The sequence below is a fragment of the Acinetobacter lwoffii genome (assembly GCF_022809915.1).
In the GTDB taxonomy this organism is placed as follows: domain Bacteria; phylum Pseudomonadota; class Gammaproteobacteria; order Pseudomonadales; family Moraxellaceae; genus Acinetobacter; species Acinetobacter lwoffii_M.
Window position 1 is genome coordinate 32808 of sequence record NZ_JALGQY010000017.1, and the last position, 23899, is coordinate 56706.

Below are 23899 nucleotides of genomic sequence, written 5' to 3' on the forward strand. Positions count from 1 at the left end.
GTTTCAATACTTTATTCCGGGCAATATCTCATTATTAAAGCATTAAGTTAAGGCTTTGATTAATTTTTTTCATCAATAAATGAGCACTTTAACGCTTGCCTTTTGTACAAAAAAGCGCTGTTATTACCAAACTTTTTTTAAAATTAGCTGATGGACATGTCTAATTTATCCCTTACCCATCAATTTGACGTCATTATTGTGGGCAGTGGCGGTGCCGGTTTAAGTTTAGCCTTATCGCTCCCGGATCATTTTAATATTGCAGTCTTGGCGAAATCCACCCTGACAGATGCCAGCACTTTTTATGCGCAAGGCGGCGTGGCCGCAGTATTGGATGAAATGGACTCAATTGAACAGCATATTGATGACACGATGATTGCAGGCGCACAGCTATGTGAAATGGATGCGGTTAAACAGACGGTAGAAGGTGGCAAACCTTCAGTTGATTTCCTGCTGAAACACGGCGTGCAATTTACTCTGGATGAACAGGAACAGTTACATCTCACCCGTGAAGGTGGTCATTCACAGCGCCGAATTATTCATGCGGCCGATGCGACTGGTCGTGCCATTTCCACCACCTTGGTACAACGGGCCCAAGAAAAACAGAATATTAAAATCTTTGAAAATTATATTGCGATTGACCTGATCTGTTCACAAAAGCTCGGTTTAGACGGCGATAATCGTGCGCTGGGTTTATATGCCCTGGATGAAACAACTGAAAAAGTGCATACCTTCTTGGCTCCATTTACCGCCCTTGCCTGTGGCGGTGCTATGAAAGCTTATCTTTACACCTCAAATCCCGACATTGCCACGGGTGATGGTATTGCCATGGCTTATCGTGCCGGCTGCCGGGTCGCCAACATGGAATTTAACCAGTTTCACCCGACCTGCCTTTATCATCCACAAGCACGTTCTTTCCTAATTACTGAAGCAATGCGTGGCGAAGGCGCTTATCTGCGCCTGCCTGATGGTGAACGCTTTATGCTGCGTTTTGACGAACGCGCCGAACTCGCACCGCGTGATATTGTGGCACGTGCCATCGACTATGAAATCAAGCGTCTCGGTATTCGTCATGTCTGGCTGGACATTACCCATAAAGATGAAAGCTTTGTCAAAGAGCATTTCCCGACTCTGTATGCCCGTTTGCTTGAACTAGGGATCGATATTACCAAAGACATGATTCCAGTCGTTCCGGCAGCCCATTACACTTGCGGTGGCGTCGTGGTCGATGAAAACAGTCAGACTGATATTGCTGGACTCTATGCAATTGGGGAAACCTCTTATACTGGCCTGCATGGTGCTAACCGTATGGCCAGTAACTCACTTTTAGAATGTTTTGTCTATGGAATGAGTGCAGCCAAGCACATTCAGGAAAATTTCAAGGCCGATCAGCCAGCTCCTGCAGTCCCATCTTGGGATGATTCTCAGGTGACCAACCCGGATGAAGATGTGGTGATTCTGCAAAACTGGGATGAGCTACGTCAGACCATGTGGAACTATGTGGGCATTGTCCGCACCACCAAACGCTTGGAACGTGCACTACATCGCATTGAAATGCTGAAAAAAGAAATTACCGAGTATTATCAGGATTACCAGGTCAGCAAAAACCTGATCGAGCTGCGCAATCTAGTTTTAGTGTCTGAGATGATCGTGCGCTGTGCCATGCACCGCAAAGAATCTCGCGGTCTGCATTTCACCTTGGATTATCCCGAGCTGCTACCAGAACTACGTAAAACAGTCCTCGTCCCACCAAATTTTGAAGTGGAAACACCTTTGGTGAATTGTTAAAAGTGGATGGAGATAACACCCTTGGGTGATATCTCCTTTTCTTTTTAGATTTTTATTTGCTCAAAGTCAGCTTAGGCTATTTAGAGTGGTCATCTAACTTTCAAACATCTAACGTTGTGGTGGAATTGAATATGTTCCGGTCACATGCGCCACAGGTTCTTCATGATCTATCGAATAAATCCAGACTTCTCCCACGATCAGTGCCTTGCCGACCTTGATCAGCTTACACTCTCCCCGTATATCTGTCCCACCTGAAGGTTTACGTAAGAAGTTGATATTCAGATTGGTCGTGACAGCCAAACCGACCAATCCAATTTCACCCAGAATGGCAACATAAAGAGCAAAATCCGCCAAGGTCATCATGGTTGGGCCAGAAACCGTGCCGCCTGGACGCAATTCCTCTGATCTCACCTGATAAAGCAAAGTGGCTCCACGCGGAGAAACGGCTTCAATCCGGCACTTCTCCAGGCTTTGTGGAAATTCTTGTTGTAAAAATTGTTCTATCTCAGTTTTGGTCGTTTTCATATGATTAAAAAATCTTCTATATCAGCCTTAATATAGAAGATTCTTCACAGATAAACCTAGAGAAAAATTAAATAAAAAGTATTTTAATAATCGGCTTATTTTAAATAACTTAAGGCCTGCTCAAATACCTGCTCAGGCGTTTGAGTTGCATCCAGACGTTTGATCCGTTCAGGATGACGTTGCCATAAAGTTTCATATCCCGCTCTCACTTTCTCAAAGAAAGTGACTTTTTCCTGTTCAAAGCGATCCAGCGCACCACGTTCACGTGCTCGGTTCATCCCCAGTTCAATAGGTGCTTCTAACCAGAACGTGATGTCCGGCATGCGTGCGACAAAGTGGTCATTCAGTAACTGCAACTTGGTTTCGCTCAGACCCCGACCTGCACATTGATAGGCAAAGCTGGCATCGCTAAAACGGTCACATAAGACAATTTTCCCAGCTTCTAATGCGGGCAGAATCACTTGTGCCAGATGCTGGGCACGCGCCGCATACATCAATAACAGCTCGGTATCATGCGCCATGGCTTCTTCATGGTTCACAGCCAGCAACAGCGAGCGAATCTGCTCAGCCATCGGGGTTCCACCGGGTTCACGAGTCAAAATAACATCTTTGCCCTGGGCGATAAAATCTTCATAGATCGAACGAATGAGCGTGGTTTTACCTACACCTTCTGTGCCTTCAAAGCTAATAAACATACTCATTCCTTATTTTTCGAGCGTAAAATCGTCAGATATTCCTGTACGGCTTTATTGTGGTCATTCAGATTGCTCGTGAACTTATGTCCACCATTACCGGTAGCGACAAAATACAGGTTGTCAGAATTATCCGGATGCATGGCTGCTTCAATGGCTTTCTTGCTTGGCAACGCAATTGGCGTTGGCGGCAAACCTGAAATAGTATAGGTGTTATACGGCGTCGGTGTGCGTAAATCTTTACGGGTAATATTGCCATTATAATTATCGCCCATTCCGTAAATCACTGTTGGATCGGTCTGTAAACGCATGCCAATTTTTAAACGGCGTACAAATACCCCAGAAACCTGTTCCAATTCACGATCTACACTGGTCTCTTTTTCAATAATCGATGCCATAATCAGCGCGTCATATTTATTCTGATATGGCAGATCAGTTGCACGTTTCGCCCACGCCTCATCCAGTGCTTTCATCTGTCGCTGATAAAGATTGGTCAGAATTTTACGGTCAGTTTCACCTTTGGCAAAGAAATAAGTATCCGGTGCAAACAGCCCTTCAGGATGTGAAAACGGAATATTCAGTTCTTTGAGTAATTGCTCAGTAGGCAGATGCAGCACTTCTTTGGTGACCAGATCATTTTTCTTCAGGGCATCAATCAGTTGCTTAAAAGTCGTTCCTTCAATCACCAGAATCCGGCTCATCTGGGCATTGTCTGCATCGGAAATCATCTCCAAGACCTGACGGATGCTCATGCCCTGGCGCACTTCATACACGCCCGCTTTCATAGTGTCATGAATCATGATGCGCTGATACAGTTTGAGAATGATCGGAAAACTCACCTGATTTTCTTTAGCCAGACGATCAATAAAACCGGAATAGGTTTGACCAGATTCAATCGCGAGCAGCTGTTTTTTTCCTTCTACAGGATAATCCTTCCACAAACTGCTTTTCAGGATCAATGCCAAGATCAAAGCAATACCAATCAGGACCAAGGCAATTCCTTTGAAAGATGAGGAGAATCTCGCTTTATTTTTCTTTTTGGCTTTAGGTTTGGAAGCTGACATATTAAGACATCTGGTTCAATCGAAGACGGTTAAAAATTTCAATACAAGCATCGCCATCCAAGGTTCGCTGCTCAAATTGCGTGACAATTTTCATCGGGCTGAGTGCATTGCAGAAAAACAGGCTTTGAATATGGTTGATTTCATCCATATCGATACAGCGTTGCTGACAGCTAATTCCCTGATCTTGCATACGTTGTAGAATTTCTGCACGCATGACACCGAAGACGCCATTATAACGAAGTTCCGGCGTAATCCATGTATTGTTTATACGAATGAAACAATTACTGCTTACCCCTTCGACAACACCGCCCTGTACATCTGTCACCAGGGCCTCAGGCCAGCCGCTTTGATCTGCTTCCTGTTTCAGCAAAACCTGCTCTAGACGGTTTAAGGTTTTTAGCCCTACCAGACTCGGCATCGTCAGTCCTAATGCCTGCTGTAAAATGCCACTTTGAATCTGCTCAAACTTAAAATCCTGTACGGTTTGAGGATAATAAAATAGCCAGAGATCTGCAGGATGATCCGGCAAACTATAACCGCGCTGACCCACTCCACGACTGAGCACAATCTTTAATGTCCCGTTCAGCTTACCCTCTGATTCCCCGAGAAGCTGTAAACTTTCTGCAATCAGATCAAGATTGGCATTCAGGCTTAATTTCTGATTGCTGATTTGCAAACGTGCCATATGACGATCATATAATTCAATCCGGTTATGCCGAATCCGGGCGGTGGTAAAACAGCCATCACCATAATGAAAGCCACGATCCAGCAGATCTATATGGCTGGCAGGTTGAGCATTTTTTAAATACAGCATATTTTGCAGCCTCTAAAATGAAAAATCGAGCAGTCAGATTCAGGCTTCACCTATATATCTTTTTTACTCACATCCAATTCTTTTTTAATTATTTTTTATGCAAAAAATCTCAAGCTATTCTTGCCTCATCTAACAAAAGCTAAAAAACTTGAGGCAAAAAATGAACACGCGTAAATTAAAAATCGGGGTACTGGCAGCGCTACTTTCAGCAAGCGCATTGAGCGTTTCAGCAAAAGATTTCCTGAACGTATCTTATGACCCGACTCGCGAATTGTACGACAACTTTAATAAAGAATTCAGTGCTTACTGGAAAAAAACCACCGGTCAGGATATTAACTATAAACAGTCACATGGCGGTTCAGGCAAACAGGCACGTGCCGTGATTGACGGACTGGATGCCGATGTTGTAACACTGGCACTGGCAGCAGATATTGATGAAATTGCAGAACGTGGTTTGCTGCCTAAAGACTGGCAAAAGAAATTCCCGCAGAATTCGACACCCTATACTTCAACCATCGTTTTTCTTGTACGTAAAGGCAATCCAAAAGGAATCAAAGACTGGGGAGATCTGGTTAAACCAGGCGTAGACATTATTACCCCGAACCCAAAAACTTCAGGTGGTGCACGCTGGAATTATCTGGCTGCCTGGGCGTGGGCCAAACACCAGAAAGGTGGCAATGATGCCAAAGCACAAGACTTTGTCCGTCAAATCTACAAACAAACCAAAGTACTGGATTCGGGTGCACGTGGTGCTACCACGACTTTCGCTGAACGCGGGATTGGGGATGTATTACTGGCTTGGGAAAATGAAGCACATTTGGCCGTCCGCGAACAGCCGGGAAAATTTGAAATCATTACTCCTTCTCTGTCTATTCTGGCTGAACCACCCGTGGCAATCGTAGAAAAAAATGCCAAGAAAGATGGTAATGAACATCTGGCCAAAGCCTATTTAAATTACCTCTATTCACCTGCTGGACAGACTGTGGCGGCGAAAAACTTTTACCGTCCACGTAATGCGAATGTATTAAAGCAATACAGTACCGTATTCAAGTCCTTAAAACTGGTCACCATTGATAAAGAATTTGGTGGCTGGACCAAGGTTCAGAAACAGCATTTTGACAATGGCGGTGTGTTTGATCAGATTGTCAAAGCCAATCACGCAAAATAATACTTTAAATGCAGTTCATTATGGCCTTTATTCATAAGGCCATTCTTATTTCAATCACTTAAGAGTTTATTTATCTCTTTTTTTCATATTAAATTCATTTTTAATTATTTTTTATGCATAAAGAATAGGTTTATTCTGCGCTTATGTTACAGAACATATCAGAAATTGGGGTTCATATGAGCATTTCGAACACATTAAAACTCGGGGTTTTAGCAGCTATTATCTCGGCAGCCTCTTTTGGTGCAACAGCACGTGATTTTCTCAATGTATCTTATGATCCGACCCGTGAACTCTATGAAGATGTAAATAAAAATTTTGGCAAATACTGGGAAAGCCGTACCGGACAAAAAATCAATTTCAAACAATCACATGGTGGTTCGGGCAAACAGGCACGTTCGGTGATTGATGGTCTGGATGCCGATGTGGTCACGCTGGCATTGGCTGCCGATATTGATGTACTGGCAGAAAAAGCCAAACTATTACCTGCGGACTGGCAGAAGAAATTGCCGCAAAACTCAACCCCATATACTTCAACTATCGTATTCCTGGTGCGTAAAGGCAATCCTAAAGGGATTAAGGACTGGGGTGATCTGGTTAAACCCGGTGTAGCAATTATTACCCCAAACCCGAAAACTTCAGGCGGTGCACGCTGGAATTATCTGGCGGCTTGGGCTTGGGCCAAACATCAGGCAGGCGGTAATGATAAGACTGCGCAAGAATTTGTCCGTAAAATTTATAAAAATACCAAAGTTCTGGATTCCGGGGCACGTGGTTCAACCACGACGTTTGCTGAACGTGGCATCGGGGATGTTTTACTCGCTTGGGAAAACGAAGCACATTTGGCCCTTCGCGAACAGCCGGGCAAATTTGAAATTATTACCCCTTCTCTGTCGATTCTGGCTGAGCCACCGGTGGCGATTGTAGAAAAAAATGCCAAGAAAAAAGGCAACCAGCACTTGGCTCAAGGTTATTTGAACTTCCTGTATTCGCCATTGGGTCAAGACCTGGCAGGTAAACATTATTATCGTCCACGTAATGCCAAAGTACTGGCCAAATACAGCCAAGTATTTAAGCCATTAAAACTGGTGACGGTTGATCAGGAATTTGGCGGCTGGAACAAAGTACAAAAGGCTCACTTTGAAAATGGTGGTGTATTTGACCAGATCGTTAAAGCCAACAGCGCGAAATAATTTTCCAAGCTGATTGATATAGGAGCATCGACATGATTCATACGCTTATCGTTCCTGGTGTAGGTGGCAGTGAATACAACCACTGGCAAACCTGCTTACAGCACCGGCTGATGCGATGCTCCCGTGTGCAGCAAAAGGACTGGAATCATCCGGTACTGGATATCTGGGTAGCAGAATTTGTCAAAACTCTGCAAGCCATTCCAGCAGAGGTTCAGATTGTCGCACACAGCTTTGGCTGTCTGACCAGTATTGCGGCCCTTGCCCAACATCCCGAACTCAATGCAAAAGTAAAAAATCTGCTATTGGTGGCACCAGCTAATCCGGCACGATTTGGGGAAAATGGTTTTTCGCGCGACAGTCAGACTGACTACAGCACCTATTTTCAACAGCTCAAGCTTCAGGTGCCCACCACGTTATTGATCAGTGAAAATGATCCCTGGTTAAGTTTTGAAGATGCCCACATACTGGCCCAAACCTGGAAAATCAAACCAATTAATCTGGGTGCAGTCGGTCATGTCAATGTCGCTTCTGGTTTTGGCCCTTTTCCTGAAATTGAACACTATTTGATTTCAGAAAACACTATGCCCCATATCAGCAAAGTTGATGAGAGCAAGTGTTATTTTAAATTTGCATTTTAGTCGCTGCAAATTATGCTTGTGCCCAAATTGTTTTTTTATTTTAGCTGATTGACTTCAATCAGCTTTCTCTCTTCTGAGGAGTAATCATGTCGCAGCGATCCCGAGTGCTGCCAGGATTTGGTCTTTCTCTAGGCTTTACCCTAGCGTATTTGTCATTAATCGTTTTGATCCCGCTGTCAGCTGTTTTTATTAAATCACTGGGCATTGGCTGGGATGGCTTATGGGAAATCCTGAGCTCTGAACGTATCTTGAAATCATTGCAGTTAAGTTTCACCGCGGCCATTGTCGCTGCACTGGTCAATGTAGTGTTTGGCCTGTTACTGGCGTGGTGTCTGGTACGTTACAGCTTTCCGGGCAAACGTATTGTCGATGCCCTGGTAGATTTGCCTTTTGCCTTACCCACTGCGGTTGCGGGTATTGCCCTGACCTCTTTATATGCACCGACCGGCTGGATTGGTCAATATTTAGAACCGATTGGCATTCAAGTCGCTTATACCCCGATTGGTATTACACTGGCATTGATCTTTATTGGTCTGCCTTTTGTAGTGCGTACGGTTCAGCCAGTCCTTAGCGATCTGGAAACCGAACTGGAAGAAGCTGCATCTGCATTGGGTGCCAACCGTTTTCAGATTGTGACCAAAGTGATTTTCCCAATTCTGCTGCCTGCGCTGATCACTGGCTTCGCTTTAGCCTTTGCCCGTGGTGTCGGTGAATATGGTTCAGTGATCTTTATTGCTGGTAATCAGCCTTTTGAAACGGAAATTGCACCCTTAATGATTATTTCTCGCCTAGAAGAATATGACTATGCCGGTGCAACCACGATTGCTGTCGTAATGCTACTGATTTCCTTCGTGATGCTATTCCTGATTAACTTATTACAGGCATGGGCTAGCCGTCGTACCGGGAGAACTGCGCGATGAGTTTAAATACCAACAGCAATGCGCTGGCTGAAAAGTTGCAATCCCGTGATGCAACCCGTGAGCCAACTTGGGTACGTTATACGCTGCTCACTATTGCCTTAATCTTCTTTTTAAGCTGCCTGATTCTGCCCTTGATTCTGGTTTTTGTTGAAGCCTTTAAACAAGGGGTTGGCGTTTATACCCAAGCGCTGGTGCATCCGGATACTCTGTCGGCAGTAAAACTTACCTTGCTGACGGCTGCAATCGCAGTACCGCTCAACGTCGTATTTGGTGTTGCGGCAGCCTGGTCTGTAGCGAAGTTCAACTTTCCGGGGAAATCATTCCTGACCACCATTATTGATCTCCCTTTCTCGGTTTCACCTGTGATCGCGGGTATGATGCTGGTGCTGATTTTCGGTACGCAAGGCTGGATGGGTTCCTGGCTGATGGATCATGATATCAAGATTCTTTATGCGGTGCCTGCAATTGTCTTGGCGACCATCTTCATTACTGTACCTTTTGTTGCACGTGAGTTGATTCCGTTAATGGAAGCACAAGGGACCGAAGAAGAAGAAGCTGCGATTGTACTCGGTGCATCTGGCTGGCAGACTTTCTGGAAAGTGACCCTGCCCAATATCAAATGGGGTCTGATCTATGGCGTGATTCTGTGTAATGCGCGGGCCATGGGTGAATTTGGTGCGGTGTCGGTGGTTTCCGGCCATATCCGTGGTGAAACCAATACCTTGCCGCTACACGTCGAAATTCTTTATAACGAATATACCTTTAGTGCTGCGTTTGCCGTGTCTTCGCTTCTGGCTCTCCTCGCAATTGTGACCCTGATTTTAAAAACATGGGTGGAACTGCGCCAGGAAAAACAAGACAAACGTAATGAAGATTCAACAGTTTCTTAAGGAATGCCCACATGAGTATTCAAGTACAAAATATTGAAAAACACTTTGGTGCATTCCATGCACTGAAAAATATCTCGCTGGATTTCCCAGATGGTCAACTGGTCGCGCTTCTTGGCCCATCTGGTTGTGGCAAAACCACTTTGCTACGGATTATTGCCGGCCTGGAATCTGCGGATGGTGGCCAAGTGATTTTAGAAGGTCAGGATGCCACCAATGTTCATGTGCGTGAGCGTGAAGTCGGTTTTGTATTCCAGCACTATGCCCTGTTCCGTCATATGACGGTATTTGACAACATCGCCTTTGGCCTGCGTGTGCGTCCACGTAAAACCCGTCCATCGGAAGCGGAAATTAAAAAACGCGTGACACGTTTACTCGACTTGGTTCAGCTCGGTTTCCTGGCTGACCGATATCCAGCTCAACTTTCTGGGGGTCAGCGTCAGCGTATTGCCCTTGCACGTGCTCTGGCCGTTGAACCACGTGTATTATTACTAGATGAACCTTTCGGTGCACTGGATGCCAAAGTACGTAAGGAACTGCGTCGCTGGTTACGTACCCTGCATGACGAATTGCATATTACTTCGATCTTCGTGACTCATGATCAGGAAGAAGCACTTGAAGTTGCAGATCAGATCGTAGTAATGAACAAAGGCAATGTAGAGCAGATCGGTTCACCGCGTGAGGTCTATGAAACCCCGAAAACTCCATTTGTATTCGACTTTTTGGGTCAGGCGAACCGTTTTGAAGGTCAAAACAATGCAGGCATCATCCAGCTCGGTGAAGACCGTATTCAATTCGAGGGTGCAAAAAATGCCGCTCAAGGTGAAGTGATTTTATTCGCACGTCCAGATGAACTACGCATCCATGCACAGCCACACGACAATGCCATTCAGGCGACCTTCATTCGTGAATTATGGATCGCGGGTAAAGTCGTTGCAGAGCTAAATGACCGTCAAGGCAATCTGATCGAAATTTTACTCACACCTGATGAAGCGAGAGCGCATCAATTCCGCCCAAATCAAACTGTTTGGTTAAGTGCGGTTAACTTGCATTTATTTGAAAACCAGGTCGCTTAAGATCAAAAGATGGGGCTTTAAAATGCCCCATCCTCTTCTAGGGTAAGAGAATTATGAATTTCCAACAATTAAGAATTATACGAGAAACGGTTAGACAAAACTTTAATTTAACTGAAGCTTCGGCTGCGCTTTATACTTCACAGTCCGGGGTAAGTAAGCATATTAAAGATCTGGAAGATGAACTGGGAGTACAGCTATTTATCCGTAAAGGTAAACGCCTACTGGGCTTAACCGAACCAGGTCAGGCACTTTTAGGCATTGTGGAACGCATGCTGGTCGATGCCGACAATATCAAACGTCTGGCCGATGATTTCAATAAAGTCGATGAAGGCACATTGACGATTGCCACGACGCATACCCAGGCGCGTTATGTGTTGCCACCAATTGTCAGCCAATTCAAAAAAGAATTCCCTAAAGTACATTTGATTTTGCAACAGGCCAGCCCGGTTGAAATCACGGAAATGCTGCTGCAAGGTCAAGCCGATATCGGTATTGCGACCGAAGCACTCACCACTGAAGATAATCTGGCCAGCGTACCTTATTATAACTGGCAACACAGTATTATTACCCCGCAGAATCATCCACTGGCGAGTAAGGAACACGTGCGTATTGAAGATCTGGCGCACTACCCGATTATTACCTATCACGGTGGTTTTACCGGTCGTTCCAAGATTGATACCGCTTTTGAAGAAGCTGGTTTTGATGTGGATATTGTGATGTCCGCGCTGGATGCCGATGTCATCAAGACCTATGTAGAAATGAATATGGGTGTCGGCATTGTCAACGATGTGGCCTATGACCCGGAGCGGGATTACCGTTTAAAGCAGATTGAAACCGATATTTTCGGCGTAAATACCACCTGGATTGCAGTGCGTAAAGGTCATTTATTACGCGGTTATGGCTACGAGTTTATTTCCCTCTGCTCACCAGACGCAGATATTAAGGCACTGAAAAAAGTGGCTTATCCAGACGAATAAATTGCAGTATTTTAAGTTTTTAATCAAAGAGGCTACATCGCCTCTTTTTTATTTTTTGAGTGGATAAAGAATATAAATATCAAGCATAATCACGTGCATAATAAATTGAATTATACCAAGATGATCAATCATAAATTTGCTCTTTTCTCCATGGGCTTGTTTTTCTCCGGGTCAGGTTATGCAGCAGCGTTTGAACAATCTAACCAAAGCATCCAATCGTTTTTTGAAAAAAATCATTATGCTGAAGTTTCATTGGCCTGGATTCGCCCTGATATCAGCGGTCAGGTACAACATACCGAAGAGCTGCAACAATTAGGCATCACCGATTTTTCAACAGGAAATCTTGCCCATAACCAATTGATCTCCAATGTCGCATTAAAATTCCAGTTGAATCCTCAAGTGTCGTGGGGACTGATTTACGATCAACCTTATTCTATAGATATCGCTTATCATTATGATCCTGTTTTTGCAGGTGCAGCGCTTCCAATTGAGGCTGCTACTATTCAGTTTGAGAGCCATAATTTGACCTCATTAATTGGCTTTCAACCAAACGATAACTGGAATTTTTATACAGGGCTAAGTTATCAAAGCTTAGAGGGAAATTTATATTTATCCGGGCAGACATTTTATATATTCAATGGTTATCGAGCCACATTTGAACGAGATCCCGCTTGGGGCTGGCTTGCAGGAATCAGTTATCAGATTCCTGAATATTTTTTTAGAACCGCACTGACCTATCGTTCTGCAATTACTCATCACAATAAAACCACTGAATCCATTATTGTAGGTACAAATCCAGCACCTTATACAGAAATTCAAACTCCACAGTCTGTGAACTTGGATTTTCAGACAGCTTTAACTGATCAAAATGCGCTCTATGGCACGCTGCGTTGGTCAAACTGGCAAAATTTCGTGATCCAGCCGCCTAAATTTGGCGCTGTAATTGACTATGCGGCCTTACAGTTCCCTGAAGTAAAATCTTTTAGAATGATTGATTATCGTAAGGATCAATGGTCTGGAAAAATCGGACTTGCTCATCAATGGCCAACTTTTGGCATAAATTCGATCGAACTCTTATGGGATTCTGGTACAGGAAATCCGGCTTCAACCCTGAATCCGAGTGATGGCTATTGGGGCATCGGACTAGGTCATCTTTATAAGATTCAAGAAACCTGGGATATTGCTACAGGACTATATTATTTAAAGTTTCAAAAACCTGAAATTTCCTTATCAGAACCTATTACGCCACAGATCGCAGGTTTATCCGCAGTTTCTGATAACAGTGCCTGGATCGCAGGTTTGAAACTGGGTTACCACTTTTAAAATTGTTCTAAAAAAACAAAAAAACGAGCCGAAGCCCGTTTTTTTATGAGGTTAAATCTTAGAAGCGGAAGCTTACACCAAGTTTAGCGACTGGTAGCCATTCGTACTCATTGTCGTTACGAATATCATCTTCTTCCAACTGAACTTGTTGGTTAAAGTCAGCAATAACTCCAGGATTTGTAGGAGTAGCAACTCCACTTGAAGTTAAGTTAACTGTTGGATTTCCATTGTAGTAAGCGCCAATTTCACCAAACACACCCCAACGATTAGTAATCGCTGGAGAGAAACCAATACCTAGGTAGGGTGCAATATTATTTTTATAAGATAGGTCACCACTAATACGTGCATCTCCTACTGCCTTGAATTCAACATCATTTACGGAGAAGGTTTCACCCGAACGAACTCGACGATCGATATCATATTGATTATCTACATAAGCTACACCAGCCGCCATATAGAACCAGTTTGCCCAAGGACGGATTTCAGCATTTAGGTAAGTCAGGTTATTGTCCATATCCAGGTCATAATCAGAACCATTGATTGATAAATCATCCGACCAGGAAATATCACCGCCGTTATAACCTAAAGTGACACCTACATATGGGTTAGCACTCCAGGAAATTGCACCACCATAACCGGTAGTACCGACTTCAGCACGAACAGCTGCAGGTTTAAAGAAAGAGAAAGATGCTACACCTTCATCTGTTACGATCGTTTCATCAGCAGCCATAGCAGAACCAGCTGCTGCAGCCAAAATAGAAACTGCTAAAATTTTATGTAAAGATTTCATTATTTCTCTCCTCAAAAGAACTTATTTTGATCATTAGTTATTCGTGATGAGCTCAATATAAAGGACTTAAAAAATATTTTTTATTCACGTTTTGCTGATCTTTTGTTATTTTTTGATACAAATTAATTTTTCTTGTTGATAACCTGGATTTTTCTAACACTTCTCCTACATTTTAAAATAATGAAAAATAACACTTATCACGTTCATTATTTCAAATTTCCCACGCTTTTGGCGATTTTTCATCTATTTTAGCTCTGCTCAACTATTTTTAATGCAATATAGTGTAAAATCTAGAAAATTTTTTTCTGGAAGGAAGATCATGTCGCAGCTTTCAACAATCATTGAACAAGCGTTTGAAGACCGTGCGAATTTCACAGCTGCAGATTGCTCTGCTGAAATCCGTCAAGCAGTTGAGGAAGTAATTGCTGGCCTAGACAATGGTACTTTACGTGTTGCTGAAAAAATCGATGGTGAATGGGTTGTTCATCAATGGATTAAAAAAGCGGTATTGTTATCATTTAAATTGAACGACAACAAACCAATGGAAGCTTGTGATCTTCGTTTCTATGACAAAGTAGAGACTAAATTCTCAGGTTGGACTGAAGAACAATTCAAGGCTGCTGGCGTACGTGTTGTACCGCCTGCTGTTGCACGTAAAGGTTCTTTCCAGGCCAAAGGCGTGATCTTGATGCCTTCTTATGTCAATATCGGTGCTTATGTAGATGAAGGCACGATGGTTGATACTTGGGCAACTGTAGGTTCATGTGCGCAAATCGGTAAAAATGTTCACTTGTCAGGTGGTGTAGGTATTGGTGGTGTGCTTGAACCGCTTCAAGCGAATCCAACCATTATTGAAGATAACTGCTTTATCGGTGCACGTTCTGAAATCGTTGAAGGCGTAATCGTTGAAGAAGGTTCTGTGATTTCAATGGGCGTATTCATTGGTCAATCAACCAAGATTTATGACCGTGCCACTGGCGAAATTCATTATGGTCGCGTACCAGCAGGTTCAGTCGTTGTTGCTGGTAGTCTCCCTTCTAAGTGTGGCACTTACAGCCTGTATGCTGCCATCATCGTGAAAAAAGTTGATGCACAAACTCGTTCTAAAACAAGTCTGAACGATCTATTACGTGAAGACTAAGATGTCTTAACTTAGAGGACACATTTGTGTTCCTCGGAGCTTCAACTGCTCCTTGTCTCTACGATTAGTAATAATCGTAGGGATTTTTATTTTTATACCCGGTTATTTATTTCTCATTGGTTAGTTTTGTTATGAATACGCTTCGATCTTCCGCAATTCCTGTCTCTGATCCGTCTGCGGGTTTACGCATTACGGAGATTTTCTATTCATTGCAAGGTGAAGCCAATGCTGCAGGACTGCCAACAGTATTTATCCGTTTAACCGGTTGCCCATTGCGTTGTAGCTATTGTGATACCACCTATTCCTTTGAAGGCGGTGAGCGTCAGTCTCTGGACGATATTATCCAGACCACGCTTGATTTTAAAACCCCTTATGTCTGTGTGACCGGCGGTGAACCACTGGCGCAGCCCAATGCCCTGCCCCTGATGCAGCGACTTGCGGATTTAGGATGTGAAGTTTCACTTGAAACCAGTGGCGCTTTAGATGTGTCCAAAGTGGATCCGCGTATTTCCAAAGTTTTAGATTTAAAAACACCAACTTCAGGTGAAGTTGCACGGAATTTGCTTTCTAATCTCGATCATTTAACTGCACATGATCAAATCAAGTTTGTGATATGCAATCGTGAAGATTATGAATGGTCAAAACAGCAGCTTGAACAGTACCAACTTCAAGACAAAGTGAGTACAGTTTGGTTTTCGCCTGCATTTGCGGTCGAAAAAGGTGCGGTTTGTTTACCTCCACTGGCACGTGATTTGGCTCAGTGGATTTTAGAAGACCATCTCCCTGTTCGTTTCCAGTTACAACTGCACAAGTTGTTATGGAATGATGAAACTGGTCGTTAATTTTTTGTAAAGTATTTTTTTGGAGAATCAGCTTATGCGCCCTCGTGCCATTGTACTGTTATCTGGCGGATTAGACTCAACAACATGTCTGGCTTGGGCGCAGGCACGCTATGAATGTATCGCACTCAGTTTTCGATATGGTCAGCGTTCAACCACCGAGCTGGATGCAGCAAAGGCTTTAACGCAACGTGCGGGTGTGGAACATCGAGTGATCAATATTGATCTGGGTAATCTGGGTGGCTCAGCCCTTACCGATCATAGTATTGAGGTGCCCGACCATGAACAGGCTGGCATTCCGATTACCTATGTTCCGGCACGTAATACCATCTTCTTGTCTTACGCCTTAGCAGCAGCTGAAGTGTTCGAAGCTGAAGCGATTGTTATCGGAATTAATGCAGTTGATTACTCCGGTTATCCGGATTGCCGTCCGGAATTTATTGACGCATTTGCCAACATGGCACGCCTTGCGACCAAGGTTGGCGTAGAGGGTCAGGCGCTCAAATTTGAAACACCTTTGTTACATTTATCCAAAGCAAATATTATTCGCTTAGGTATTGAACATGGCGTAGACTACAGTCAAACGGTGTCATGCTATCAAGCAGATGACCAAGGACGTGCCTGTGGCAAATGCGACAGTTGTCGTTTACGTAAACAGGGTTTTGCGGACGCAGGTGTTGAAGACCCGACACGTTATATACCGTAATAACAAGGTAGAGTTTATGAAGAATTTAAAATCAAGCATCGTGCTTTCAGCAATTGTTTCAGCTGCTGCTATGTTCGCAACTACGGCTCAAGCGGCTGATGACAAATTACAACAAGCTTATAAAAGCACCAATGTAAAATCTGCATTGATCAATGTTTGTAAAAATGAAACTGGCAAAAGTAAAAAATTGACGGCTGCTGAAGTCAGCAAATATTGTGGTTGTGCTATTGAAGCAGATGGAAAATTAACCAATGCACAAAAATGGGAAATTCAAAGCACCATTAACCAGAAGAAAAGCCCAGGCACTTTAGCTTTTGTACAGAAGCAGAATAAAGATCTTCAAGCATGCTTTGGTCCACAGTTAACAGGCAAACTGAAAACTTTGACTGAAGAAGCAATGAAATCAGCCCAAGCGGCACCAAAGAAATAATATCTGATTATTCTTTGATAAAATAAGCCACTATAATGTGGCTTATTTTTTTTGAAAAAATTTAGAGAAAACAGGAGTTTTTATGTCTGAAATTAGTTTGCTTGACCAGAATTTTCCTGCGACGACAGGGGAAATTAATTTAACCCAGTTAAATACAGAATGGCTGGTGATTTATTTTTATCCTAAAGATTCTACACCGGGCTGTACGACTCAGGCAGTTGGCTTTTCCTGTTTAAAAGATCAGTTCGATGCTTTAAACACCACAATTCTTGGCGTATCACGTGATTCGGTAAAAGCGCATCAGAACTTTACTGAAAAGCAAAATTTGAGTATCAATCTGATCAGCGATAAAGAAGAAGTGTTGTGCAATCACTTTGATGTGATTAAAGAAAAGAACATGTATGGCAAACAAGTAATGGGCATTGAGCGTTCAACTTTTATTTTCCATAATAGCCAACTGGTCAAAGAATACCGTAAGGTCAAAGCAGCAGGTCATGCAGAACAAGTTCTGGAAGATTTAAAAGCTTTGCAAGCTGCTTAATTGCATGCTTACCGTATAGACAAAAGCTCGAAATATTCGAGCTTTTTTTACAATAACGTTCATATCATCAAGTATTTTATATCTACCCTAGTTCATTTCACACTGGCCTGATAGATGAAGATTCACTTTATCCCCTACGCCGGCAATTCCTTTTTTCATACCAAAATCCCTACGGTTAATCACGGCAGATGCCTGAACATCAAGCAGGTTGGCATTCGACATACTGGGTTTAAACGTTGTTTCGAAAATCACAGGCTTGGTCACACCACGCAGGGTTAAATGACCTAAAACATTGTATTTGCCATTGCCCAAGTCTTTAAACTGGATACTTTTAAAAATTACAGTCTTATATTTTTCTACATAAAACAGGTCTTCGCCCAGAATCATATGTTTAAATAGCGGCTTACTAAAGCTTAAACTTTCCACATCCATGACCAGATGGGTTGAGGCATTTTGCGGTGCTTTAGCATCAAACTGCATCGTGGATTGAACCTGATTGAACTTGGCTTTAACTACAGTAAGACCCATCGACTTGATCTCAAAACCGACATCACTTTTGGGAGTTAAGGTCCATGATCTTGCAAAAGACTGACTGGTCAAAGCTAAACAGATCGCCAAGCTAAGGAGCCCAGTTTTTATTGTTGTTTTCAATTTTAAATCCACCTTGTTTAATTTCTTATTGACCGGATTTAAGTACACGGCTTAATCTGAAACTAAATTTTCTTGTTTTTTGAGCGAACAGGTTTTCGTTATTTTTATACCAGTTTATTGAAGTTTTTGTAAAATCATTCATGACTAACGGACAAAATGCTTGTGCTGGTTTTTCTCTTATAAGTGGCCCTGCTAGGCTAACAGGAGACTTGCGCCATCTTATAAAATTCTGATTTTATAAATTTTTTGTACAAACAGATCGTTTATTTTAAGTTCAATTTATATTGAAATATCTATGTGCTTGCAGTACTGAAAAGAGTTGTTTTTTGCGCTAACCATTCTCGATACCTATCTAAAATGACACGTTTAGACAACTCTTAACCAATCTATCCACTTTCGTAGCCTGAATCAAATACTGAGTATTAATGACACCGCGACGCCCCACATGGTACATGCAATAATAGCATCCAGTATTTTCCATGCTTTTGGATGTTGAAACCAAGGCGTCAGTATTTTTGCTCCATATCCCAAACTAAAGAAAAAAAACCAGGAAGCACAGACAGCACCTAAAGCAAACCACCATTTTCCTAAAGCGTATTGGGTTGAAATTGATCCAATCAATATGACTGTGTCTAAGTAAACATGCGGATTCAGCCAGGTAAAAGCCAGGCAGATCATCAGTACTTGTAGAAAATGCTCTGTTAGCTGACCACTTGGTGCCAAAACCTCTGTTGATTTAAATGCGCTGATCGCATGGTGTAAACCATAATAAAATAGGAATCCTGCGCCAATATATTTAGAAAATATAACAATATCCGGATAATGTTCAATGACGCGCGCAAAGCCCAGTACGCCAAGCAGAATTAAAATGGAATCAGACAAGGCACAAATCACACAGACCCAGAACACATGCTGCTGTTTTAAACCTTGTTTTAATACAAAAGCATTCTGTGCACCGATACTGACAATCAGGCTCATTCCCACTGCAAAACCACTCATCATATAACTGAACATCACATTCCCCTTTTTTTTGAATAAATGAATTATTCAACAAAATGGATGCGATTAATTAAAACTAAGTTAATATCAATTTAACTAAATTATTTTTAGATAACAGATATGCTGAATGCGAAACAATGTGATGCTTTTTACGCAGTTGCAAAAACGGGAAGTTTCGATCTGGCTGCCGAGCAGCTAAATATTACTGCCTCGGCAGTGACCCTTCGTGTTCAAAGTCTGGAAAAAAAATTGGGACAATTGCTTCTGGTGAGAGATCGGCCTTGCCGTGTGACTCAATCCGGACAAACCTTATTGCATTATTTACAGCATCAACGTTTGCTAGAACAGAATCTGATGCAGGATTTGGGTGGACAATTGCAACAGGAAGGTTTCTATTGTCTGAATATTGCCACCAATGCTGATTCGCTCGCGACCTGGCTATTACCAACCTTACAAGCCCAGCTGATCCAGCATAAAATTGTGTTGCATTTTCAGGTGGATGATCAATCACAGACTCATCATCTGTTAGAAGCAGGTCTCGTCAATGCCTGTTTGAGTACAGAGAGTAAGGCAATGAAAGGTTGCCGGGCTGAGTTGATCGGGCAGATGCAGTATCGTCTGGTCGCCACCCCTGACTTTTCCCGAAACTGGTTTCATCAAGGGGTACATCGGGATGCGCTACGCCTTGCCCCTGCCATTATTTTTAATGAAAAAGACCAGCTACATACCCAGTTTATTCAGCACGAATTTGGCCTGAACCTTGCTCAATATCCTCATTTCTTTATTCCATCGACCCATGCATTTTTTGATGCGATTGTCATGGGTCTAGGATATGGCTGGCTGCCGGACTATCAAACCAGGGATTTGCTGGAGTCAGGTGAACTGCTTGAACTTTCGAGTGAGATGCGAATTGAAGTACCCTTGTATTGGCATCACTGGAAAGAACAGTCGTCTGCCCTGGAAATTTTAGGCGAATGTTTGAAACAGCATGCTCAAACTACCATGAATCAACCCATAACAACCTGATACTTTTAAAGCAGATTGGTTTTATCATTCTGGGCAAATTTTTCACTGAGTTGCTGATAGGTCGTGGTTTTTTGGAAATTCTCTAGAAAATCAATCGTGCCTTGTGGAAATTTATCTCGTTGAATTTCGCCACGATAATAAGCTTCACGCATCGGCGTGGCGGATAAGGCATCTTCCAGGCTGTCAAGTTCGACCATTTCCCATTCTGGAAAAAACTTTAAATAATAAGAAGAATCATCTTTAAAGTGCCCAATCAGCCCAACTTTGGCATCCGGTTCAATAACCTGATTCACCAGCAATTTCACCAGTTTTTGCCATTTTTCATCATTATAAACATCAATGACTTCTACAAATTTGATCCGAGCTTGATCTTCAGGACTGAAATTTGACAGGATCATGGCTTCACGCTCCGAAGCCAAGAATGGATTCTTGATATTGCGTTCATTTTGCGCAGAACCCAGAGCCAAAATCACATGTTGACTATGCTGCAGGGCAATGTTAATGGTTTGCATGTGTGCCAGATGAAAAGGCTGAAAACGGCCAATGAAAACCAGATAATCAAATGTATAGTTCATAAGGGATCAGTTTTTTATGACTCATGAGTTGTGCTGTCCCAATAAATATGCGACATAATCATTCCCATAAAATCAAATTAAGTTTTAAAGCAAGGATAGTACGATGACACTGAGCTGTATTCAACAACCTCATGAGCATTTGAATGCGAATTTAGAACATGGTGTACTCACTTTAGCCATCAATCGCCCGGAAGCGAAAAATGCGTTATATAGCGAGCTGTATCTCTGGATTGCGAAAGCCTTGGATGAAGCTGATCAGGCACCTGAAGTTCGTGTAGTTGTATTGCGTGGTCAGGATGCAGACTTTAGTGCCGGTAATGATATGCAGGATTTTATGAAATCTGCTGCGAAGAAAGGTCAGGCACCCGCTGCTGAAGGCCCGCCGTTTGTTTTACTCAAATCTGCTGCAAAATTTTCCAAGCCTTTGATTGCTGCGGTGCGTGGTGTTGCAATCGGCATTGGCGTGACAATCTTACTGCATTGTGATCTGGTTTATAGTGACAATACTGCCCTGTTCCAGATTCCATTTGTCAGTCTGGGTTTATCGCCTGAAGGCGCTTCAAGCAAGCTGTTGATTCAGCAAGCGGGTTATCATAAAGCGGCAGAATTATTGCTGACTGCGCAAAAATTCAATAGCGAAAAAGCGCTCGACGCAGGTCTGGTGAATAGCATTGAAGAAGATGTTTACACTAAAGCAGCAGAACAAGCTGCCCAGCTCTCTGCCCTGCCATTGGCATCACTGGTGCAATCCAAATCCTTGATGAAACACAATGTGAATGAAATTGTAGAATGGATTGACCATGAAGCAGAAATTTTCATGCAGCGTGTCGGCTCGCCAGAAATGCTGGAAGCGGTTCAAGCGTTTATGCAAAAACGTAAACCTGATTTCACACAATTCAACTAATTTTCAAACTTATGAGTTCAATGAGGTGGTTTAGACTGCCTCAATCTTTTATTTTTCCAAGAATCTGAAGTATGCCAAATCAAAACTCCCAAACCTCTTCCCAAACAACAGATAGTTCAAATCCAGAAAAGAAACGTTATTACGAACCTGCACCCCAAGATATAGATGTCGATAATTTTCGTAAAGTAATTGAAAGCCGACGTTCAGTACGTAAATTTACCAAAAAGCCAATTCCTGTTGAAGTTCTAGATGCCTGTCTGGATCTGGCATTGTTGGCCCCGAATTCGTCGAACTTGCAGCCTTGGACTTTTTATGTGGTACAAAATTCAAGCAAGAAAAAACATCTGGTCAAAGCCTGTATGAGTCAACTGGCAGCCAAAACAGCTTCTGAGCTAATTGTCTGTATCGCACGTACCGACCGTATCGATGAAATGGCGAAACGTAATGTAAATGAATTTCCATTTCCAGAAGCACCGCCCGCGATTAAGAAATACTATAAATATATTCCCTACAACTATAAGACTGGTTATCTGAATGCTTTTGGTAACTTTAAGAAAGTGGCTTTCAAAGTTGCCCGTACACTGGACAAACAAATGCCAGTGTCTGCTTTCAGCCCAGCTGATGCGAAACTGTGGGCGACCAAAACGACGGCGCTTGCTTGTGAAAATCTGGTTTTAGCCTTGCGAGCCTATGGTTTTGACAGCTGTATGATGGAAGGTTTCGATGAGCCGATGGTTCGTGAAATTCTGAAATTAAATGATGAACAGTATCCGGTCATGGTAATTGGTGCGGGTGAACGTGCCGAAGATGGAGTATTCTTCCCGCAGTACCGTTTTGATCGTGAACTGTTTATTCAGAAGATTTAAGTATGTTTATTGAATGAATATCACGGCCTCGACTGTTTTCTTAAATTAACTGATATACGCGTAGGCATTTTCGTTACTTTGACAGGCCAAAGTAACCAAAGCCATTGCCAGACAGAAGGTTCGTCCTTGAACCTCTGTCTGGCAGGTGACATCCATGTCACCTCAATGTAAATTCACTACTATTTTGAAAAGAAATAATATTTGATACGCGGATGGCGAAAAGGAAGAAATCTATTTAGAGCAAATACAAGTCGATGCTAAATCATTTTTTAAGAATAGTTCGCTCTTAATTTCCGATAATCAATCCAGTTACAATGAAATCCGACCGGTACCCGAACTGGTAAATGAATCGTTGCAATGGGTCCTTCTGTAATATGCTGGGCATCCAGAATTACAACTTTCGAGGGGCTACAATCTAAAGCATGGATATAAGACATTAGCCAGCCATCATTTTCAGCCTGAGCATTTTCCCGTGCGACAAAGACTGCCTCACCAGTAACCCAGTTTTCTCCAAAGGAGTAACTTTCTGTGGTTCTGGTTCTTAAATTAAAACACATCACCGTATTGCTGCTGACATGGGAAGGATCGTCAAATTCACCAAAAGAAATACTATAGATATAACGATACTGTCGCCCAATAAATGCTTCATTAATCCGTGGAAATTCCTGCTTGATATTTGATAATACGGTTCGTGTCACTTTTCCCGTTCCTTGTTCAAAAATAAAGCGCTCTAGTCGTATATCCTGATCTTCGATCGGTCCCTGAATCGAGCGGATCAATGCTTTGGAGTGCACTGGAATAGGGAATACGACTATGCAGAATTTCTGCACTGTATTGAATGGATTTACTAAGCGTATTTTTGAGCATTCTGCTCAGCGGTTTTGGCCACTGCATTGTTATTTTCCTTATTGTATTTTTTATCTGGAGTGCTAGGGCAAATTTTATAATAACAAAAGCAGTTTGACTGTTTTTCAAATGTAGACTGACGGCGCGCTAAGATGAACACGCCTCAGTGAATATAATATGAGTAATACTTTGAGTTTAGACTTCGATATCCAACAGCTGGATAAACTCAAAAGCTGGCTCTTCATAAGGATGGCTTTCTTTTAAGGCTTTAGCGACCTCGACTGCCTTTTCATCTGGCACCAGAATTTCTACCCGCCATTCCTCTACCTGTTCCAGTTTACCGACTTCACCAATATGAGGATCTGCACCTTCTTGCGGCTTAAACTGTCCTGTTCCTAAAACATGCCAGGCGCAGTTCGTATACTCACCAATACCACCCGCTCCTGCTGCAAAGACTGCATTTTTGGTGTCTTCCAGATTTTCGTCCGGTACGTAATAAATCAGCTTTAACATATATTCTTTCCTG

27 protein-coding genes are annotated in these 23899 nt (G+C 42.7%); 17 read left to right on the forward strand and 10 right to left on the reverse strand.

Annotation, left to right across the window (positions count from 1 at the left end; genetic code table 11):
• The first annotated feature begins 150 nt into the window (after nt 1–150).
• Entirely contained in the window at nt 151–1785 is a 1635-nt protein-coding gene (gene nadB / locus MTX11_RS10135; RefSeq protein ID WP_180086189.1) for an L-aspartate oxidase, read from the forward strand.
• Nucleotides 1786–1893: 108 nt separating this feature from the next.
• Here the strand turns inward: nadB and MTX11_RS10140 are convergent, their stop codons facing one another.
• The 4 genes from MTX11_RS10140 to pabC all read right to left on the reverse strand — a co-directional run bounded on the left by MTX11_RS10140 (nt 1894) and on the right by pabC (nt 4880).
• Nucleotides 1894–2310: a PaaI family thioesterase gene (locus MTX11_RS10140; protein WP_005103804.1), complete on the reverse strand. Its 417-nt coding sequence runs from the start codon at nt 2308–2310 to the stop codon at nt 1894–1896.
• A 95-nt stretch (nt 2311–2405) separates the two neighbouring features.
• A complete protein-coding gene (tmk, locus tag MTX11_RS10145) occupies nt 2406–3005 on the reverse strand; it encodes a dTMP kinase (RefSeq protein WP_004279070.1) in 600 nt (199 codons plus the stop codon).
• A 2-nt stretch (nt 3006–3007) separates the two neighbouring features.
• A complete protein-coding gene (gene mltG / locus MTX11_RS10150; RefSeq protein WP_071852277.1) occupies nt 3008–4066 on the reverse strand; it encodes an endolytic transglycosylase MltG in 1059 nt (352 codons plus the stop codon).
• 1 nt (nt 4067) lies between these two features.
• A complete protein-coding gene (pabC, locus tag MTX11_RS10155) occupies nt 4068–4880 on the reverse strand; it encodes an aminodeoxychorismate lyase (protein ID WP_071852278.1) in 813 nt (270 codons plus the stop codon).
• 160 nt (nt 4881–5040) lie between these two features.
• Here pabC and MTX11_RS10160 point away from each other — a divergent pair, with 160 nt between their 5' ends.
• From MTX11_RS10160 to MTX11_RS10195, 8 genes are all read left to right on the forward strand, one after another.
• Entirely contained in the window at nt 5041–6048 is a 1008-nt protein-coding gene (locus MTX11_RS10160) for a sulfate ABC transporter substrate-binding protein (protein ID WP_191112700.1), read from the forward strand.
• Between the two features lie 176 nt (nt 6049–6224).
• Nucleotides 6225–7238: a sulfate ABC transporter substrate-binding protein gene (locus MTX11_RS10165; RefSeq protein ID WP_243475049.1), complete on the forward strand. Its 1014-nt coding sequence runs from the start codon at nt 6225–6227 to the stop codon at nt 7236–7238.
• A 32-nt stretch (nt 7239–7270) separates the two neighbouring features.
• Nucleotides 7271–7876, forward strand: coding sequence for an RBBP9/YdeN family alpha/beta hydrolase (locus MTX11_RS10170; protein WP_005247530.1), 606 nt, complete (start codon nt 7271–7273; stop codon nt 7874–7876).
• Between the two features lie 86 nt (nt 7877–7962).
• Entirely contained in the window at nt 7963–8796 is an 834-nt protein-coding gene (cysT, locus tag MTX11_RS10175; RefSeq protein ID WP_004279076.1) for a sulfate ABC transporter permease subunit CysT, read from the forward strand.
• Nucleotides 8793–9686, forward strand: a complete 894-nt coding sequence (gene cysW, locus MTX11_RS10180; protein WP_004279077.1) for a sulfate ABC transporter permease subunit CysW — start codon at nt 8793–8795, stop codon at nt 9684–9686. Before cysT ends, cysW begins: the two co-directional genes overlap by 4 nt.
• 11 nt (nt 9687–9697) lie before the next feature.
• Nucleotides 9698–10759, forward strand: a complete 1062-nt coding sequence (locus MTX11_RS10185; RefSeq protein WP_004645633.1) for a sulfate/molybdate ABC transporter ATP-binding protein — start codon at nt 9698–9700, stop codon at nt 10757–10759.
• Between the two features lie 53 nt (nt 10760–10812).
• Complete coding sequence (locus MTX11_RS10190) at nt 10813–11736, forward strand: CysB family HTH-type transcriptional regulator (protein ID WP_180086195.1); 924 nt, start codon at nt 10813–10815, stop codon at nt 11734–11736.
• A 93-nt stretch (nt 11737–11829) separates the two neighbouring features.
• Complete coding sequence (locus MTX11_RS10195; protein ID WP_243475050.1) at nt 11830–13059, forward strand: OmpP1/FadL family transporter; 1230 nt, start codon at nt 11830–11832, stop codon at nt 13057–13059.
• Between the two features lie 58 nt (nt 13060–13117).
• On the opposite strand, the gene carO is transcribed toward MTX11_RS10195, so the two are convergent.
• Nucleotides 13118–13849, reverse strand: coding sequence for an ornithine uptake porin CarO (carO, locus tag MTX11_RS10200; protein WP_243475051.1), 732 nt, complete (start codon nt 13847–13849; stop codon nt 13118–13120).
• 319 nt (nt 13850–14168) lie between these two features.
• Here carO and dapD point away from each other — a divergent pair, with 319 nt between their 5' ends.
• The 5 genes from dapD (at nt 14169) to MTX11_RS10225 (ending at nt 17506) form a co-directional block, all read left to right on the forward strand.
• Entirely contained in the window at nt 14169–14990 is an 822-nt protein-coding gene (gene dapD / locus MTX11_RS10205) for a 2,3,4,5-tetrahydropyridine-2,6-dicarboxylate N-succinyltransferase (protein WP_004645637.1), read from the forward strand.
• 131 nt (nt 14991–15121) lie between these two features.
• Nucleotides 15122–15832 carry a 7-carboxy-7-deazaguanine synthase QueE gene (gene queE / locus MTX11_RS10210; protein WP_148334603.1) on the forward strand — a complete coding sequence of 237 codons (711 nt, stop codon included), beginning with the start codon at nt 15122–15124 and terminating at the stop codon, nt 15830–15832.
• Nucleotides 15833–15866: 34 nt separating this feature from the next.
• Nucleotides 15867–16535 (forward strand): 7-cyano-7-deazaguanine synthase QueC, encoded by a 669-nt coding sequence (gene queC, locus MTX11_RS10215; RefSeq protein WP_005097579.1) that lies wholly within the window; start codon nt 15867–15869, stop codon nt 16533–16535.
• Between the two features lie 16 nt (nt 16536–16551).
• Nucleotides 16552–16965, forward strand: a complete 414-nt coding sequence (locus MTX11_RS10220; protein ID WP_005097581.1) for a hypothetical protein — start codon at nt 16552–16554, stop codon at nt 16963–16965.
• A gap of 82 nt (nt 16966–17047) precedes the next feature.
• Nucleotides 17048–17506 (forward strand): peroxiredoxin, encoded by a 459-nt coding sequence (locus tag MTX11_RS10225; protein ID WP_005106433.1) that lies wholly within the window; start codon nt 17048–17050, stop codon nt 17504–17506.
• An 87-nt stretch (nt 17507–17593) separates the two neighbouring features.
• Here the strand turns inward: MTX11_RS10225 and MTX11_RS10230 are convergent, their stop codons facing one another.
• The gene (locus MTX11_RS10230; protein ID WP_005106431.1) at nt 17594–18157 is read right to left on the reverse strand and encodes a YceI family protein; all 564 of its coding nucleotides are present in this window, start codon (nt 18155–18157) and stop codon (nt 17594–17596) included.
• Nucleotides 18158–18565: 408 nt separating this feature from the next.
• Nucleotides 18566–19171, reverse strand: coding sequence for a LysE/ArgO family amino acid transporter (locus tag MTX11_RS10235; protein WP_004279088.1), 606 nt, complete (start codon nt 19169–19171; stop codon nt 18566–18568).
• 105 nt (nt 19172–19276) lie between these two features.
• Between MTX11_RS10235 and MTX11_RS10240 the strand changes: the two genes are divergently transcribed.
• A complete protein-coding gene (locus MTX11_RS10240; protein ID WP_004731695.1) occupies nt 19277–20182 on the forward strand; it encodes a LysR family transcriptional regulator ArgP in 906 nt (301 codons plus the stop codon).
• A gap of 5 nt (nt 20183–20187) precedes the next feature.
• On the opposite strand, the gene MTX11_RS10245 is transcribed toward MTX11_RS10240, so the two are convergent.
• The gene (locus tag MTX11_RS10245; RefSeq protein WP_243475052.1) at nt 20188–20757 is read right to left on the reverse strand and encodes a nicotinate-nicotinamide nucleotide adenylyltransferase; all 570 of its coding nucleotides are present in this window, start codon (nt 20755–20757) and stop codon (nt 20188–20190) included.
• A gap of 103 nt (nt 20758–20860) precedes the next feature.
• Here MTX11_RS10245 and MTX11_RS10250 point away from each other — a divergent pair, with 103 nt between their 5' ends.
• Both MTX11_RS10250 and MTX11_RS10255 read left to right on the forward strand, forming a co-directional pair.
• The gene (locus MTX11_RS10250) at nt 20861–21661 is read left to right on the forward strand and encodes an enoyl-CoA hydratase-related protein (protein WP_114540872.1); all 801 of its coding nucleotides are present in this window, start codon (nt 20861–20863) and stop codon (nt 21659–21661) included.
• Nucleotides 21662–21732: 71 nt separating this feature from the next.
• A complete protein-coding gene (locus MTX11_RS10255) occupies nt 21733–22527 on the forward strand; it encodes a nitroreductase family protein (RefSeq protein ID WP_243475053.1) in 795 nt (264 codons plus the stop codon).
• A gap of 269 nt (nt 22528–22796) precedes the next feature.
• Here MTX11_RS10255 and MTX11_RS10260 read toward each other — a convergent pair whose 3' ends face one another.
• Both MTX11_RS10260 and MTX11_RS10265 read right to left on the reverse strand, forming a co-directional pair.
• Nucleotides 22797–23321 carry a carotenoid oxygenase family protein gene (locus MTX11_RS10260; RefSeq protein ID WP_017398030.1) on the reverse strand — a complete coding sequence of 175 codons (525 nt, stop codon included), beginning with the start codon at nt 23319–23321 and terminating at the stop codon, nt 22797–22799.
• 247 nt (nt 23322–23568) lie between these two features.
• On the reverse strand, nt 23569–23886 hold the full coding sequence (locus MTX11_RS10265) for a YqfO family protein (protein ID WP_243475054.1): 318 nt from the start codon (nt 23884–23886) through the stop codon (nt 23569–23571).
• Nucleotides 23887–23899: the final 13 nt, after the last annotated feature.

Coding starts and splice junctions, on each gene's coding strand:
- nadB (WP_180086189.1), top strand. CDS start 151: ATGGACATGTCTAATTTATCCCTTACCCATCAATTTGACGTCATTATT.
- MTX11_RS10140 (WP_005103804.1), bottom strand. CDS start 2,310: ATGAAAACGACCAAAACTGAGATAGAACAATTTTTACAACAAGAATTT.
- tmk (WP_004279070.1), bottom strand. CDS start 3,005: ATGTTTATTAGCTTTGAAGGCACAGAAGGTGTAGGTAAAACCACGCTC.
- mltG (WP_071852277.1), bottom strand. CDS start 4,066: ATGTCAGCTTCCAAACCTAAAGCCAAAAAGAAAAATAAAGCGAGATTC.
- pabC (WP_071852278.1), bottom strand. CDS start 4,880: ATGCTGTATTTAAAAAATGCTCAACCTGCCAGCCATATAGATCTGCTG.
- MTX11_RS10160 (WP_191112700.1), top strand. CDS start 5,041: ATGAACACGCGTAAATTAAAAATCGGGGTACTGGCAGCGCTACTTTCA.
- MTX11_RS10165 (WP_243475049.1), top strand. CDS start 6,225: ATGAGCATTTCGAACACATTAAAACTCGGGGTTTTAGCAGCTATTATC.
- MTX11_RS10170 (WP_005247530.1), top strand. CDS start 7,271: ATGATTCATACGCTTATCGTTCCTGGTGTAGGTGGCAGTGAATACAAC.
- cysT (WP_004279076.1), top strand. CDS start 7,963: ATGTCGCAGCGATCCCGAGTGCTGCCAGGATTTGGTCTTTCTCTAGGC.
- cysW (WP_004279077.1), top strand. CDS start 8,793: ATGAGTTTAAATACCAACAGCAATGCGCTGGCTGAAAAGTTGCAATCC.
- MTX11_RS10185 (WP_004645633.1), top strand. CDS start 9,698: ATGAGTATTCAAGTACAAAATATTGAAAAACACTTTGGTGCATTCCAT.
- MTX11_RS10190 (WP_180086195.1), top strand. CDS start 10,813: ATGAATTTCCAACAATTAAGAATTATACGAGAAACGGTTAGACAAAAC.
- carO (WP_243475051.1), bottom strand. CDS start 13,849: ATGAAATCTTTACATAAAATTTTAGCAGTTTCTATTTTGGCTGCAGCA.
- dapD (WP_004645637.1), top strand. CDS start 14,169: ATGTCGCAGCTTTCAACAATCATTGAACAAGCGTTTGAAGACCGTGCG.
- queE (WP_148334603.1), top strand. CDS start 15,122: ATGAATACGCTTCGATCTTCCGCAATTCCTGTCTCTGATCCGTCTGCG.
- queC (WP_005097579.1), top strand. CDS start 15,867: ATGCGCCCTCGTGCCATTGTACTGTTATCTGGCGGATTAGACTCAACA.
- MTX11_RS10220 (WP_005097581.1), top strand. CDS start 16,552: ATGAAGAATTTAAAATCAAGCATCGTGCTTTCAGCAATTGTTTCAGCT.
- MTX11_RS10225 (WP_005106433.1), top strand. CDS start 17,048: ATGTCTGAAATTAGTTTGCTTGACCAGAATTTTCCTGCGACGACAGGG.
- MTX11_RS10235 (WP_004279088.1), bottom strand. CDS start 19,171: ATGTTCAGTTATATGATGAGTGGTTTTGCAGTGGGAATGAGCCTGATT.
- MTX11_RS10240 (WP_004731695.1), top strand. CDS start 19,277: ATGCTGAATGCGAAACAATGTGATGCTTTTTACGCAGTTGCAAAAACG.
- MTX11_RS10245 (WP_243475052.1), bottom strand. CDS start 20,757: ATGAACTATACATTTGATTATCTGGTTTTCATTGGCCGTTTTCAGCCT.
- MTX11_RS10250 (WP_114540872.1), top strand. CDS start 20,861: ATGACACTGAGCTGTATTCAACAACCTCATGAGCATTTGAATGCGAAT.
- MTX11_RS10255 (WP_243475053.1), top strand. CDS start 21,733: ATGCCAAATCAAAACTCCCAAACCTCTTCCCAAACAACAGATAGTTCA.
- MTX11_RS10265 (WP_243475054.1), bottom strand. CDS start 23,886: ATGTTAAAGCTGATTTATTACGTACCGGACGAAAATCTGGAAGACACC.